This is a genomic window from Cribrihabitans pelagius, from assembly GCF_048820915.1.
In the GTDB taxonomy this organism is placed as follows: Bacteria; Pseudomonadota; Alphaproteobacteria; order Rhodobacterales; family Rhodobacteraceae; genus Cribrihabitans_A; species Cribrihabitans_A pelagius.
Window position 1 is genome coordinate 134,379 of the sequence record NZ_JBMERR010000006.1, and the last position, 13,742, is coordinate 148,120.

Annotated in this window: 11 protein-coding genes; 6 read left to right on the forward strand and 5 right to left on the reverse strand. The window is 65.9% G+C overall.

Features of this window, described 5'->3' with window-relative positions:
• Positions 1 to 23: 23 nt before the first annotated feature.
• Positions 24 to 2,090 carry a 2Fe-2S iron-sulfur cluster-binding protein gene (locus ACOHX0_RS07320; RefSeq protein WP_420676026.1) on the reverse strand — a complete coding sequence of 689 codons (2,067 nt, stop codon included), beginning with the start codon at positions 2,088 to 2,090 and terminating at the stop codon, positions 24 to 26.
• Between the two features lie 69 nt (positions 2,091 to 2,159).
• The gene (locus ACOHX0_RS07325; RefSeq protein ID WP_420676027.1) at positions 2,160 to 2,780 is read right to left on the reverse strand and encodes a glutathione S-transferase family protein; all 621 of its coding nucleotides are present in this window, start codon (positions 2,778 to 2,780) and stop codon (positions 2,160 to 2,162) included.
• 143 nt (positions 2,781 to 2,923) lie between these two features.
• Between ACOHX0_RS07325 and ACOHX0_RS07330 the strand changes: the two genes are divergently transcribed.
• Positions 2,924 to 3,838, forward strand: coding sequence for a LysR family transcriptional regulator (locus tag ACOHX0_RS07330; protein WP_420676028.1), 915 nt, complete (start codon positions 2,924 to 2,926; stop codon positions 3,836 to 3,838).
• A 409-nt stretch (positions 3,839 to 4,247) separates the two neighbouring features.
• Here the strand turns inward: ACOHX0_RS07330 and repC are convergent, their stop codons facing one another.
• The 3 genes from repC to repA all read right to left on the reverse strand — a co-directional run bounded on the left by repC (position 4,248) and on the right by repA (position 7,838).
• Complete coding sequence (gene repC / locus ACOHX0_RS07335) at positions 4,248 to 5,378, reverse strand: plasmid replication protein RepC (RefSeq protein ID WP_420676029.1); 1,131 nt, start codon at positions 5,376 to 5,378, stop codon at positions 4,248 to 4,250.
• A 250-nt stretch (positions 5,379 to 5,628) separates the two neighbouring features.
• Positions 5,629 to 6,630, reverse strand: a complete 1,002-nt coding sequence (gene repB, locus ACOHX0_RS07340) for a plasmid partitioning protein RepB (RefSeq protein ID WP_420676030.1) — start codon at positions 6,628 to 6,630, stop codon at positions 5,629 to 5,631.
• Positions 6,630 to 7,838: a plasmid partitioning protein RepA gene (gene repA, locus ACOHX0_RS07345; RefSeq protein ID WP_420676031.1), complete on the reverse strand. Its 1,209-nt coding sequence runs from the start codon at positions 7,836 to 7,838 to the stop codon at positions 6,630 to 6,632. The genes repB and repA overlap by 1 nt, the downstream gene beginning before the upstream one ends.
• Before the next feature lie 402 nt (positions 7,839 to 8,240).
• Between repA and ACOHX0_RS07350 the strand changes: the two genes are divergently transcribed.
• From ACOHX0_RS07350 to ACOHX0_RS07370, 5 genes are all read left to right on the forward strand, one after another.
• On the forward strand, positions 8,241 to 9,176 hold the full coding sequence (locus ACOHX0_RS07350; RefSeq protein WP_420676032.1) for a LysR substrate-binding domain-containing protein: 936 nt from the start codon (positions 8,241 to 8,243) through the stop codon (positions 9,174 to 9,176).
• Positions 9,177 to 9,239: 63 nt separating this feature from the next.
• Positions 9,240 to 10,394 carry an aromatic ring-hydroxylating oxygenase subunit alpha gene (locus tag ACOHX0_RS07355; RefSeq protein ID WP_420676033.1) on the forward strand — a complete coding sequence of 385 codons (1,155 nt, stop codon included), beginning with the start codon at positions 9,240 to 9,242 and terminating at the stop codon, positions 10,392 to 10,394.
• The gene (locus ACOHX0_RS07360) at positions 10,391 to 11,842 is read left to right on the forward strand and encodes an aldehyde dehydrogenase family protein (protein ID WP_420676034.1); all 1,452 of its coding nucleotides are present in this window, start codon (positions 10,391 to 10,393) and stop codon (positions 11,840 to 11,842) included. The genes ACOHX0_RS07355 and ACOHX0_RS07360 overlap by 4 nt, the downstream gene beginning before the upstream one ends.
• Positions 11,843 to 11,844: 2 nt before the next feature.
• Positions 11,845 to 12,099 carry a hypothetical protein gene (locus ACOHX0_RS07365; protein ID WP_420676035.1) on the forward strand — a complete coding sequence of 85 codons (255 nt, stop codon included), beginning with the start codon at positions 11,845 to 11,847 and terminating at the stop codon, positions 12,097 to 12,099.
• A gap of 294 nt (positions 12,100 to 12,393) precedes the next feature.
• Positions 12,394 to 13,737 carry a Na(+)-translocating NADH-quinone reductase subunit A gene (locus tag ACOHX0_RS07370; RefSeq protein ID WP_420676036.1) on the forward strand — a complete coding sequence of 448 codons (1,344 nt, stop codon included), beginning with the start codon at positions 12,394 to 12,396 and terminating at the stop codon, positions 13,735 to 13,737.
• Positions 13,738 to 13,742: the final 5 nt, after the last annotated feature.

Below are 13,742 nucleotides of genomic sequence, written 5' to 3' on the forward strand. Positions count from 1 at the left end.
CAGGCCGCTGTGGGGACTGCTGGCTAGAGATCCAGCTCCAGCCGCGCGGTCCCTGCAGCGGGCACCGCACAGCACAGGAGCGCTTCACCCGCGTCCGGCTGTGCGGCGGGCGGGTTGCGGTAGGCAACCTTGCCTGCGAGCACTTTCACCGCGCAGCTGCCGCAATTGCCGCTGCGGCAGCCGGACTCCGGTGTCAGCCCATGGGATTCGGCAAATTCCAGGAGCGTGCCCTCTTCCGGGCTCCAGCGCCCTTCCGCGCCGTCTTTGGCGAAATGCACCATTGCCTCCGCTGCCCCGGCTGGCTGGGTTTCGGATACAGAGTTGGTGTCCGGCGTCCGGTTCAGCGCAGCCGGGCCAAATGCCTCGGCGCGGATGGCGCTGTCGCGCACGCCCAACTCGCGCAGGCTGTCGTAGGCCGTCTGCATGAACCCGGCCGGACCGCAGAGGAAGAACTCGTAGTCGTCCAGCGCCAAGAGCCCGCGCAGCAGCTTCGCGTCGAGCCGTCCCGTCAGCTGTCCGCCCCCCTGCCCCGCGCCGGACCTGCTCAGAACCGAGACATAGCGGATGCGCCCGGCGGTGGCAGTTTCCAGCGCCTGGAACTCGCGCAGGAAAGCTCGCTCGTCCCCGGTGCGCGCCGCATGCAGCACGGTCAGCGGCCGCAGGTGCCGGGTGCGTGCCGCCTCCTGCGCCAGATGCCGCGCCATTGCGATCATCGGGGTCACGCCAACCCCGCCTGCAAGCAGAACCGCGGGCCGGGTGGCGGCGGCATCGACGTGGAAGGCCCCGCGCGGGGCCTTCACCGCAACCGTGTCACCCGGCTGCACCCCGTCGTGCAAAAACCCGGAGACAGCCCCGCCAGCCTCCCGCTTGACCGAGATCCGGTAGTGCGGATCGCCGGGCGCGGAGGACACCGTGTATGTCCGCACCAGCGGCTTTGACGCGTCCCCGGGCGTCACCTTGAGTGTCAGGAACTGCCCCGCCTCGAACGGCCAGAGCGGCGCGCCGCCGACAGGCTCCAGGTAAAACGAGCGGATCAGCGGGGTTTCCTGCTCAACCTTCGCGACCCGGAAGCTCTGCCAGGCCGCACGCCGGGTTTCCAAATCGGCCTGCGCCGCAGCCTCGGCCCAAGTGCCGGTCATCAGCGTGTTGGGCGAAAATGCCCCGCGCACGGCCCGGAACGGCAACACCCCGGGCAGCCGCCGCCCGTGCGACAAGGTGAACCGCCAGCCGCGGTCCGCGCCCCGGAAGTGTGCAAGTGCCGGGTCGTCCCCGGCCAGCAGCTCCACTGTGCCTGTGAGGGTCAGCAGGTCGCCGGTTTCGAAATCGGCAAACAGCAGGCCCGCCCGCGGCATCAGGAGGAAGTTGCCGAAGGTGTTGAAGTGGTTGTTGCCCGGGAAGTCCGGGATAGTGAGCGTGTTGCCCTCGGCCTTGACGAAGCCGGGCCGCCCGCCGCGATGCGAGACATCGGCGCCGTGCGTCACCGGGTCGCCGCCCTCCGGCGCGCAGCTTGCGACAAAAAACATGTCCGCCGCCCCAATCTGCGCCTGCGCAGCGGCGTCCAGGCTGGTGAGGTCTTGCGGCGCCCTCCCCTGCCCTGCATCTTGCGGTGCCAGGAAACGCAGTTCGCGGTGCTGGATGTATTGCGGGCAATTGCCGAAGCTCTGATCCACCTGCAGCTCCATACCCTCCACATCCAGCGAAGCGATGCGCCCGTTCAGCCGGTTGCGGCGGCGGCTGTGGAGTTCGATGCCCAACAGCCCGAGCGGCGCGCCAGGCTTTAACCCGTCAGCCGCCGGATCGCCCTTGAACCCGCGCGCATTGATCCGCAACCGGTGATCATCCAGCGCGCGAATGAACCCGGGCTCCCCGGTCAGCAATCCGGCCCAGGGCCAGCCCCCGGCATCCACTGCCCCGGCAGCAAGGAACGGCAGCTGCGCGAAAAACGCCTGATGCTGCTCCGGCATGAAGGGGCGGATCACCTGGCGGCCGAGGGCTTCCATCGCCTCGCGCTTGCCGGCCTCGGCTTGCAGCATCTGCTCCCCGTCGTGGAAGGGCGAGCGGGGTGCGGCGGTATCGGCGGAGGAATGCATGGCGGGCCTCGATCGGTTCAATGTTGCGGGATACGCCCGCCCCGGCCAATCCCGGGGCGGGCCGAGTGGTCAGGCGGCAAGGCCGGCCTTGGTGGCGGGCATCGGCTTGAAACCGTCCAGCGCTTCGATATTCGCGAGCAGCCGCCGCAGATTCGGATAGGGCGCGAGCGAGATACCGCCCTCCGGCGCGTGTGCGGTGTAGGAGTAGACCGCCACGTCGGCGATGGTCGGCGCCGCGCCCACAAGGAAGCTGCGGCCCTGCATATGCGCCTCCAGCTTGCGCAGCACCCGCTCCGCCACCGTCCGGCAGAAGGCGGCATCAAGCGGTGCGTTGAAAACAGTGATCAGCCGCGCCGCCGCCGGGCCAAAGGCGATCTCCCCGGCCGCGAGGCTCAGGAACTTCTGCACTTCGGCCTCTGATACCGGATCGGCGGGGAGATAGGCCGGAGCGTACTTCCGGGCGAGGTAGACCAGGATCGCGTTGGAATCGGAGATCACGGTGGCGCCGTCCTCCAGTACCGGCACCTGACCGGCCGGGTTCAGCGCCAGGAAGGCGGGCTGCTTGTGCGCGCCGCTGGCGAGGTCGACGGTCACCGCCTCATGGGCGATGCCTGCCAGGCTGGCAAACAGCTCCACCCGGTGGGAGTGGCCGGAAAGCGGGAAGCCGTGGATGCGGATGGGGCCGGGCATGGGAAGATCCTTTCGGTATGCGGGTTGGTTTGATGATGTGCCCGCAAGTTACGCCCCGGGAAGCACAGCGATAATCCTATTGTTTTGGGAAAAATTATGAACATTATGGCGATAATGTCTGAGACTTCACAGGGCGGCCCCAAATGGACACTCTCGACTGCATGCGCACGTTTGCCGCTGTGGCGGCGCAGAAATCCTTTACCGCAGGCGCACGTCAAGCCGGGATCAGCACCAAACTTGCGAGCAAATACGTGGCCCGGCTGGAGGAGCGTCTGGGGGCGCAGCTGTTCCACCGCACCACCCGCAGCGTTACGCTGACCGACACCGGCCGCGCCTATCTGGAGCGCTGTCTGCCGGTGCTGGAGCAGATTGACGAGATGGAGGGCGTGATCCAGGAGCGCCAGTCCGAGCTGGCCGGCCCCATCCGCATCACCGCGCCCACCGGCTTTGGCAGCCGGGAGCTGCCCGGCGCGCTGCTGCCGTTCCAGACCCGGCACCCGAAGGTGCAGATCGACCTGCTCTTGTCGGACAGCCATACCGCGGTGGTGGAGGAAGGTTTCGACCTCGCTGTGCGCTTCGGCGCCTTGCAGGATTCCACGCTGGTGGCCCGCAAGCTCTGCAACATGCGGCAGGTGGTGGTGGCGGCGCCGGAGTACCTGGCGCAGCACGGCCGCCCCGCCGAACCCGAGGCGCTGGCAACTCATAACTGCCTGCTGCAGCTTTGGGCGGCGCGGGCCGACGTCTGGATGTTCCGGGACGGCCCGCGGCAGAAAGCGGTGACGGTGAGGGGCAGCTTCCGCGCGAACTCGCCGCGCGCACTGGCGCATATGGCGGCGCAGGGGGCGGGGATCGCGCGTTGCCCCTACTACAGCGTGCAGAGTTTCCTGCAGACCGGCGCGCTGGAGGTGCTCCTTGACGATCAGGAACCCGAACCGGGAGCACTCTATGCGGTCTACCCGCCAAGCCGCCATCTGACCGCCCGTATCCGCGCGCTGATCACGCATCTGGGGGAGTGGTTCTCTTCAGGTGCCAGCGTTGAGTGGGGGAGGAAACCCTGAGGGGTTGTTACAGTTGTGCCAGGCCTGAGCCGTTGACTGTTGCCTGCGGCTCGGGTTCAAGCCGAGCCGCAGGCGAGGTTTACCCGGGTAAACCCCCGGTGCAATTGGCGAGCAGGCGGGATTTGAAACGATCCATTATTCAGAAAACGAGGTCTGCCCCGGGCATTCTTGCTTTCGACCTCCAACAAGACGGGAAAGTTTACCCGGGTAAACCCGAGACCCAAAAAGGCTGGAGGTTCCGAACAGTTGTTCTGCCGAAGCAATCCCTCTGGACGCGCCCTTGCCGCCAACGGCGGGGTTCGAGAGTTTACCCAAGTAAACCCCGAGACCGTTTGACTGTTTGCAAGCAAAACCGGCCCTGCTGAAAGATCAGGCCACCGGATTGCCAGACAGTTCTCTCTCTGCCCGTTCACGCCGCAACCGGCTGCTGGGCCAGCTTCTCGATCAGCCGGGCAGGGTGAAACCGGCCGACCGCCGCCTTTCGGGCCAGACCGCGCAAGTAGGCCCCCGGCGACCGGATCGCCCCATGCATCTGGGTCATCGCCAGGATGGTGAGCGTCAATCCACCCTCGCCCAGGTCTTCTCCGGCAGAGTGCAGAACCTCTCCGCGCAAACCCAGCATCGGTGCCAGGAACCGCGCCAGGGCATGCAGATCCAGCCAGTTTCGCACTGGCGTCTGGGCGAAACCGACCGCTTCAGGACAGGCCCGCACAACGGTTTCCAGTTTTAGATCCGGGTCGGGCTTGGCCGAGTCTTCCGCCGGTTCCCCTGTTCCTTCGCATTCAGAGTCAATTTTTTTCTGTATTGATCTCTGATGGTGCCGGACAGATTGACCGTCAGCGGCGGACAAATCTGCGGTTTCGGGACGGGTCTCAACGGCTTCCGGAGACGTCTCGCTAGACGTGATCGCCTCGGCTTCAGCCTGCGGTGGGGCAGGGGAGAAGGCCGCGATCAACTGCTCCAACTCCTCCGAACACAGCCGCCGCCGCAGTGCCAGGCGGATCTGGTCATCCTCTTCGGAGCCAATCGGCCAGTTGCGGCGCAGGGTCGACAGGCGGTCGCGCAGCAGGCGGACGCGGGCGGCCTCCTCCTCCGCCTCCGCTGCGCGCAGGGCGATCTCCCGGGCACGTTCCAGGAGCGGCGTTAGGTCGAAGCCATAGGCCTGCACGACCTCGCCGCCGCGGGCGCGGTGGACGTAGCGCTTGCCGTTGGGCGAAGAGGAGCGGCGCAGCAGTCCGCACTCCACCAGCCGCGCGATATGGCGCCGCATGGTGCGCTCGCCCATCTCGTTGGCACGCTGGCAGAGCTTTTCGTTGGAGGCAAAGACCACCCAGGCGCCGGAGCTTTCGCGCTCCTTCACGAAGGAGATCAGCGCCTGCAGCAGCCCGAAGTGCCGGTCCTTAAGCCCGAAGGCCGCCTTGGCCGTCTTCAGGTTTTCGAGAATCACCCAGAACGCCTGCTTGGGATTGCCGCCGTCCGCGCATGCGGTATCAGCCGGGGCAGGGGCCCCGGACGCGTAAGTCACCTGTTTGAATGCCATTTGCTCTTCACGAGAGACCCGGAAGCCGCACGAGACCGGCCCGTGCCTGTCCGCAAGGCGGAAATTGGCACAGGAATACCGTCAACCCGATGGGTTGCTGTTGACAGTTCAGAGGAGAGCGGGATACATCTTAGGTGCTAACATAGATGGGGCTCTCTGGGATTTCGGTCTTGGGGAGCTTCTCTTTTTCTAGTCTCCTGCTCGTGCCTCCTTGTTGTTCACTGTCGCCTCACTGATGGCAGACGGCGGTTTAGGCCGTCCGCTCCCTTTCCCACTCCGCATGCAAGCGCAGCAGGGCCTCTGCGCCGTTGGCTTCAAGCCACTGCGCAAATTCCTTCTGTTTCGGATCGGTCCGCAGCACGGTACGCCCGCCGCTGACCAGAACCTCGCCGATCTTCGACTTGCCGCCCGGCGCCAGCACCGCTTGTGCCTGCGCTGGCGCGGTTTTAGGCGGGCTCACGCGGGCCTCGACGCCGCGGGCGAAGGCCTCAAACCGCTTGGCCGAGTCCAGCGCTGCGTCGGCCTCGCGCACCGGTATCGTCTTGGGGTCGATGCCGGCGGCCAGCAGTTTCTCGGCCAGCGCGTGCCAGCGTTTCCAGCCCACGCCCGGCGCCTCGCCGATCCATTCGATCACGTTGCGCGGGATGGCCTGGCGCACCTTGCGCATGTGTGACAGGTGGCTCTTGCTCACCGCCAGCGCATCGCGGATCACCGCAGGCGCATAGCCCGCTTCCTCCAAATCGCCGGCAAAGATTGCCTTTTCGATAAAGGAGGGATCTTTGCGGTGGTTGTTCTCCTGGCCCTGCGCAAGCACCGCTTCCTCGTCTGAAAGCGTACGGATCAGTGCCTTGACCGGAATGCCGAGCTGCTTGATCGCGGCAAGGCGGCGGCGGCCGTAGACCACCTGATACCGGCCGCTGAGGCGCGGGTGAGGCCGCAGCAGGATCGGCACCTGCTGGCCGTATTGTCCGATGCTCGCCTTCAGCTCGTCCAGATCGCTGCCGTCCAGCACGAAGCGGTCGCGCATTCCGGTGTCCTCGATCTGCTCGGGATCGATTTCCTGCACACTGCGCGAGGCACTGGAGCGGATGTCGTTTTCCAGCGCCGCGACGGGGCCGCGGCGGAAGGCTTCCGGGATCGGGGCGGCGCGCGCGGTCTCAACCTCATCTTCCGCAGCGGGGGAGGTGTCCTGATCCGGCTCTTCCGTGCCGAACTCGGCCATCAGCCCTTCAAAGACGTTCTTGCGCGCCATCAGCCTCTCCCCCAGGCGGCTTGCACGGAGGTTTCGAATTCATCCGCAACCCGGTTGATCGATTCCATCGCCCGCTCCAGCGTGGCGCGGTTCATTTCGGCTCTATTGGCCTCGTAGAGTGTCTTTTGCGACAGGCCCGCATCCGAAACCGCGGTGGATTTCAGGAAGGGCTCGGTCATCAGCCGCTGCCCGAAATGCATCCGCAGGAAGGACGCCATCTGCGATTGCGGCATGTCCGAAGGCTCGTAGCGGCACAAGAGGTAGCGCTGGAAGTCATAGTCCAGCCGCTGGTCGTTGCGCTGCACCACCTTCAGCAGAGAGGTCGCCATGGTCAGATACTGGCTGAGGCTCGCCACGTCGATCATGTTCGGGATCACGGTGATCATCAGCCCGGTCGCCGCGACCAGCGCCGACATGGTGAGAAAGCCCAGCTGCGGCGGGCAGTCGATGAAGACCACGTCATAGCGGTCCTGCACCTGGTCAATCGCCGCCTTCAACCTCAAGTAGAACGGCGGCTGGATGCCTTTTCGGATCGCGTGCGGGGTTTCGGTCTCGAACTCCGACAGAATCAGCCCGCCGGGGGCGAGGTCCAGGTTCTGGAAATAGGTCTTGCGCACAACGTCCTGCATCGGTGCCGGGTCATGGTACCGCACCGCGTCATAGATCGTGCCCGCATCCATCAGGTCCAGCTCGGGGTGCAGTCCCAGCATGGTCGTCAGCGAGGCCTGCGGGTCCATGTCGATGGCGAGCACCCGGTAGCCCTTCAGCGCAAATCGCTGCGCCAGATGCACGGCGCTGGTGGTCTTGGCCGAGCCGCCCTTGAAGGTCGAAACCGCAATCACCTGCAAATGGTCGGTGCCGACGCGGCCGGGCAGGAATTGCAGCGGGTTCTTCGCCGTGCGCGCCAGCGCCAGCCGGATGTCCTGGATGTTCTTACCGGTATAGAGCCGGTGGCCGCGGGTGTCGGTTTCCACCTCCGGGATCTTGCCGTCGAAATGCAGCTTGCGCAGATGCGAGGTGCTGAGCCCCAGCAGCCCGGCAACCTCTCCCGAAGTGAAGGGGCGCAACTCCTTCGCCGCATCGGGCGAGAAGACATTGCGCATGTGCTTGTCGAGGGATTTCCGCAGACGCGCTTCATCTTTCAGAAGGTCGTCGAAAACATCGGCGCCCGGCGGCATTCCGATTGCGGGTTCGATCCGTGCCGTCATACACTGCTCCTTGCCTCGGCCGTCTTGCTGCGGCTCTTCCGTAACGCTGAATGGCCGCTAAGCAGCTTTAGGCGTTACAATCCCGTGATGCCACCAAAGCCCTTGTCTGGCAAGAGTTTTCAATCTTTCCCCGCAGATCGCCCTGTGGCGTGTCAGGGAAAGATCGCGGGCAGAGGCCGGGAATCCGAATTAAGTAAGTGATTTTAAACGGAATCCTGTTCGATGATATAGTCGGCTGCCGGCCGGGCCGGGCAACGGGCTGCGCTGTCGCATGCCGGGCCGCTGCCCAGCGGGTCCGCACCGGGGCAGGGGAGGACGCCCCGATTCCCCGGGCGGGCTTGCATTGGGCCAGTGCCCGTATTGAAGTGAAGCCAGTTCATTCCAGCCGCCAGGAGCCGCCGCATGTCCCGCAGGCACTACGATCTGCCGCCGCTGACTGCGCTCACCGCGTTCGAGGCCGCGGCGCGCCACCTCAGCTTCAAGAACGCGGCCGAGGAGCTGGGCGTCACCCCCGGCGCGGTCAGCCATCAGGTGAAGGCGCTGGAGGCGGAACTGCAGGCGCCGCTGTTCCGGCGCAGGCATCGCGGTGTCGAGCTGACGGAGGAGGGGGAGGCACTGTTCGAAACCCTGGCCTCGGCCTTTTCGCGGATCTCGCGCAGTCTCAGGTCCATCCGCGGCCGCAGCATCGGCGATACCGTCACCATCGGCTCGACCTCAGCGGTGGCGTCCCTGTGGTTGTCGCCAGCGGTGGTCCGCTTCTGGCGCAAGCACCCGGATGTGAACGTCAATCAGATCGTCCAGGACCGTCCCTTCCGAGCAGCACCGGAGGTGGATTTCTACATCCGCTACGGCCGCGACCCCGACCCGCGGCTGGAGCAGACCGAGCTCTACCGCGACCACCTGGTGCCGGTGGGCAACGCGGAGGCAGCCGCGCGGCTGGTGCAGTGTTCGCTTCAGGAACTGGCGGGCGAGCGGCTCTTGCACCTTGAATCCGAAGACAAGAGCTGGACCACCTGGGCCGACTGGTTCCGCCAGCTGGGCTACACCGGACCGCTGGCGCCGGGAGTGCGGGTCAACAACTACTCGGTTGCCTTGCAGGCCGCTCAGGAAGGCGTCGGGCTGGCGCTTGGCTGGCAGCGTCTGCTGCGCCCGCTGCTCCAGAGCGGCCAGCTCACCCCGATTGGCCCGCATCTGCTGCCCGCGCCGCATGGTTTCCACCTCGCGGGCCGCCCGGACGAAGACCTGCCGCCGGCGGCGCGCCTGCTGCGCGATTGGGTGATTGCCGCAGTGCGGCAGGAGACGAATGAATCCATCTCACCCTGGAATGAGGTTTTCTGATATTGAGCGAACCCCTCCGCTCCGTTCAATGGCGCAAATGCGTTGTAAGGGGAGGACCGCCAGATGAACACGTTTTCCAAGCTTGCCCCGGTGATGGCGCCAGTGAACATCGCCAATGGCCTGCCGAATGAACACTACACCGACCCAGGGGTCTTTGCCGAAGAACGCCAGGCGGTGCTCTTTGCGAATTGGTCCGGCATCGGCTTTGGCAAGGACCTGCCCGAGCCAGGCTATGCCAGGCCGGTCGACTTTCTCGGCATGCCGCTGCTGGTGGTGCGGGACCGCGAAGGCGAGATCGGCGTCTTTCAGAACACCTGCCGCCACCGCGGCATGATCCTGGTCGACAAGCCCGGCAAGCTGCGCGGTGCCATCCGCTGCCCCTATCACAGCTGGTGTTACGGGCTGGACGGCCGCCTGGTCTCCACCCCGCATGTGGGCGGGCCGGGCCAGAACAAGCACGAGGACATCCGCCTGGACGAGTTGGGCCTGCACCGCATCCGCTCCCATGTCTGGCGCGACGTGATCTTCGTCAATGTGAGCGGCACCGCTCCGGCGTTCGAGGAAGCCCATGCCGATCTCTTGAAGCGCTGGCAGGAGTTCGACCAGCCCGTCTACGGCAGCGGCGAGGCCTCGGGTTTCAAGCTGGAGGTGCGGACCAACTGGAAGCTTGCGGTCGAAAACTACTGCGAGAGCTATCACCTGCCTTGGGTGCATCCGGGTCTCAACAGCTATTCCCGGCTGGAGGATCACTACAACATCGAGGTGCCGGGCGCCTATTCCGGCCAGGGCACGCTGGTCTACCGCCAGCTGAAGGGCGAGGACGGCAAGGTATTTGCGGATTTCCCCGGCCTCGGGACCCAGTGGGACGAAGGCGCCGAATATGTGGCTGTCTATCCGAATGTGCTCCTCGGCGTGCAGCGGGACCATGCCTTCGCCATCGTGCTGGAGCCGGTAGACTGCGAAAACACCATCGAGCATATCGAGCTCTACTACTCCCAGCCCGCGGAGGAGACGCCGGAGCTCGTGGGGCTCAGGGCGGAGAACGCGCGGCTTTGGAAGACCGTCTTTGAAGAAGACGTCTTTGTCGTCGAAGGCATGCAGAAGGGCCGCCATGGCGCGCTGTTCGACGGGGGCCGGTTTTCTCCGGTGATGGACGGGCCGACGCACAACTTTCACGCCTGGGTGGCCGATCAGGTGACAAAGGGGCGGCAGGCATGAGCGGTTTTCTGTCGGATGGGCTGGCGCGGAATTTTGTAGCCGGCAGTTGGGTCGAAGGCGACGGCGGTAAGCACATCGCGGTGGCGGACCCCGGAAACGAATCCCATCTGGCCGATTCCGCGCTCGCAGGGGAGGAAAGCCTCTCCCGCGCGCTTGAGGCCGCGCGCGCCAGTGTCCGTCGCGGCGATCTTTCTGGCATGCGCCCCGCCGCACGGGGGCAGATGATGCAGCGGGTCGCGGCGGAAATCCGGGGGATCGCGGCCGAGGGCGCGGAGGTCTTATGCCGGGAAAGCGGCAAATCCCTCAGCGCCGCCCAGGATGAATTCGAAGAAGCGGCGCAGTACTTCGAATATTACGGCGGTGTGGCCGACAAGATCGAGGGCAAAGCGATTCCGCTTGGCCCGGAATACGCCGACTATACTATTTATGAGCCGCATGGCGTCTCCGCCCAGATCGTGCCCTGGAACTTCCCCGTGTCGATCGCCGCGCGTTCGCTGGCGCCGGCGCTGGCGGCGGGCAATTCGGTGATTGTGAAATCGCCGGAGCTGGACCCTCTGGCGCTCTCGATGCTGGGGCTGGCGCTGCAGCGGGCGGAGGTGCCGGAGGGCGCGGTCTCGATCCTGAACGGCATCGGCGCGGAGCTTGGCGCGCGCCTGGTGGCAAGCCCGGACGTGGATCAGATCGTCTTCACCGGCTCGGTTGCGACCGGGCAGGCGGTGCTGCACGCGGCGGCGGAGACGGTTACGCCCGCGCTGATGGAGCTGGGCGGCAAGTCCGCCGCGGTGGTGTTCGAAGACGCGGGCCTGGATACGCTGATGTCGAGCCTTGAAAGCGGCATCTTCTACCACGCCGGGCAGGTCTGCTCCGCGATGTCGCGGGTGCTGGTGCATCGCTCTCTTTACGATGAAGCGGTGGAGCGCGCCGCCGCTCTGGCGGAGGGGCTGAGCGTCGGGCACGGGCTGGACAATCCGGGCCTCACGCCGGTGATTTCCGCCGCGCAGCTTGACCGGATCGAAACCCTCACCGCGGGCGCCCGGCAAGCGGGCGCGCGGGTGGCAGCCGGGGGCGCGCGGCTGGAGCGCGAAGGCCACTTCATGGCGGCGACGATATTGGCCGATGTGGACCCGCAGGCCCGGGTGGCGCAGGAGGAGATCTTCGGCCCCGTCACCTGCTTCGCTCCGTTCGACACCGAAGCGGAGGCCATCGCCATCGCCAACGGCACCCAATTCGGGCTGGTGGCAGGCGTCTTCACCCGTGATCTGGCGCGCGCGCACCGGGTGGCGCAGCGGCTGCGGGCGGGGCAGGTCTTTGTCAACGAATGGTTTGCCGGCGGCATCGCCACCCCTTTTGGCGGCATCGGAAAATCCGGCTTTGGCCGCGAGAAGGGTTTGGAAGCGCTTTATAACTACGTGTGCACCAAGAACATCGCGATCTCGCTGAAAGGCTGAGCATGGAACGCGCTGAGCTAGACAGGGTTGATCTGGACGGGGCCTTGCTGAAGGCTCACGCGGGTCACGACCTGCCAGCGCTTGTGCGGCTCTACACCGTGGCAGGCGACAGGGCGGAGGCCGAAGGCAATATCGATGCGGCCTGTTTCTACCTGACCCATGCCTTTGTCTTTGCGCTGGAGGCGGGTGCGCCGGAGGCGGATGCGCTCAACCGCCGGCTGGCTGCGCGGGGGCGGGCGCACCTGCTGGCTCTCTAGCCAGCGCATTGGCGCGGGGGGGAGGGGGCTTATGCGCCGCCTTCTGGACGCGATGCAGCAGCGCGTCCGCCAAAACCTGAATTCCCTCAGCATCCGGCCGCAAGAAATTGCCCCGCCAGAAGCGGCGTGCTCTTGCCATTTGGCGCCAAATTTGGTTCCAGTGCCCGTGGAAATCAGGCCGGGCTGGGCTGCATTGGATCGCCAGGATCCAATGCAGCCGTTCGCTTTGTTTCCACCGCCGGAAGCAGATAAGAACCGCCACGGGAATCGGCCTCGGAAGGACGTAGCGCAGATATGAAAACATTTAACTTGAAAAGGGGGCTGGATCTGCCTGTTGCGGGCGCGCCCGAGCAGAGAATTCATCCCGGCCCGGCCATCACTTCGGTGGCGGTTCTGGGGCCCGACTACCTGGGGCTGAAACCGCGCATGCTGGTGCAGGAGGGCGAAGAGGTCCGCCGCGGCACGCCGCTGTTCTGCCACAAGGACGCGCCCGAGGCGATGATGGTGGCACCGGTCTCCGGTAAGATCACCGCGATCAACCGCGGCGCCCGCCGGGTGCTGCAAAGCGTGGCGATCGAGGTGAGCGACGCCGAGGACAAGGGTCTGGACTTCTCTGCCACCGGCAACGCCGATACTGCCGAAGGCCTGACCGAAAAGCTCTGCGCCGCCGGTCTCTGGACCTCCTTCCTGACCCGTCCCTATTCCAAGATGCCGAAGCCGGGCACCAGGCCCGACGCGATCTTCGTCAGCGCGATGGACAGCGAGCCGCTGGCGCCTGATGCCGCGCTGATCATCGAAGATGCGCGCGACGCTTTCGAGACGGGCTTGAAGGCCATAACCCTGTTGACCGACGGCCCCACCTTCCTGTGCCAGAAGGCAGGCGACAGCATCCCCGGCGCCGATTTCGCCGGTGTGGAAGCTGCGGCCTTTGACGGGCCGCACCCCGCAGGCCTGGCCGGCACCCATATTCATTTCCTGCATCCGCTGGCCTCCGACAGCATGGTTTGGACGATCTCCTTCCAGGATGTGATTGCCATCGGCCGCCTGCTGATGACCGGCCACCTGGACCCGCGCGTAGTAATAGCGCTCTCCGGCCCCGCCGCGCGCGAACCGCGCCTGGTCCGCACCGTCATGGGCGCCTCCACCGAGGAACTGACCCGCGGCGAGATCGCAGTGGACGGCCTGGTGCGGGTGATTTCCGGTTCGATCCTGTCAGGCCGCCAGGCCGCGGGGCCGCTGGCCTACTTGGGGCGCTTTGCCCGCCAGGTCGCCATCATCGAGGAAGACCACGTGCAGCACCCGATGGGCTGGATCCGGCCGATGCCGTCCAAGTTCGCGGTGCAGCCGGTGCTGGGCTCGGCGCTGTCGAAAAAACTGTTCAACCTGACCAGCAACCTCAACGGCGGCCGCCGGGCGATGGTGCCCACCGGCACCTTCGAGCGGCTGATGCCGCAGGACTACCTGCCGACGCAGCTGTTGCGCGCGCTTCTGGTGATGGACACCGATACCGCTCAGGCGCTTGGCGCGCTGGAGCTGGACGAAGAGGATCTCGGCCTCGTGGGCTTTGCCTGTCCGGCCAAGTATGAATACGGGCAGGCGCTGCGCGACTGCCTGACCAAGATTGAAAAGGAGGGCTGAGCCGG

Bases quoted from the DNA above. Each gene is read 5' to 3' on its own strand.
- ACOHX0_RS07320 (WP_420676026.1), bottom strand. From the start codon at position 2,090: ATGCATTCCTCCGCCGATACCGCCGCACCCCGCTCGCCCTTCCACGAC.
- ACOHX0_RS07325 (WP_420676027.1), bottom strand. From the start codon at position 2,780: ATGCCCGGCCCCATCCGCATCCACGGCTTCCCGCTTTCCGGCCACTCC.
- ACOHX0_RS07330 (WP_420676028.1), top strand. From the start codon at position 2,924: ATGGACACTCTCGACTGCATGCGCACGTTTGCCGCTGTGGCGGCGCAG.
- repC (WP_420676029.1), bottom strand. From the start codon at position 5,378: ATGGCATTCAAACAGGTGACTTACGCGTCCGGGGCCCCTGCCCCGGCT.
- repB (WP_420676030.1), bottom strand. From the start codon at position 6,630: ATGGCGCGCAAGAACGTCTTTGAAGGGCTGATGGCCGAGTTCGGCACG.
- repA (WP_420676031.1), bottom strand. From the start codon at position 7,838: ATGACGGCACGGATCGAACCCGCAATCGGAATGCCGCCGGGCGCCGAT.
- ACOHX0_RS07350 (WP_420676032.1), top strand. From the start codon at position 8,241: ATGTCCCGCAGGCACTACGATCTGCCGCCGCTGACTGCGCTCACCGCG.
- ACOHX0_RS07355 (WP_420676033.1), top strand. From the start codon at position 9,240: ATGAACACGTTTTCCAAGCTTGCCCCGGTGATGGCGCCAGTGAACATC.
- ACOHX0_RS07360 (WP_420676034.1), top strand. From the start codon at position 10,391: ATGAGCGGTTTTCTGTCGGATGGGCTGGCGCGGAATTTTGTAGCCGGC.
- ACOHX0_RS07365 (WP_420676035.1), top strand. From the start codon at position 11,845: ATGGAACGCGCTGAGCTAGACAGGGTTGATCTGGACGGGGCCTTGCTG.
- ACOHX0_RS07370 (WP_420676036.1), top strand. From the start codon at position 12,394: ATGAAAACATTTAACTTGAAAAGGGGGCTGGATCTGCCTGTTGCGGGC.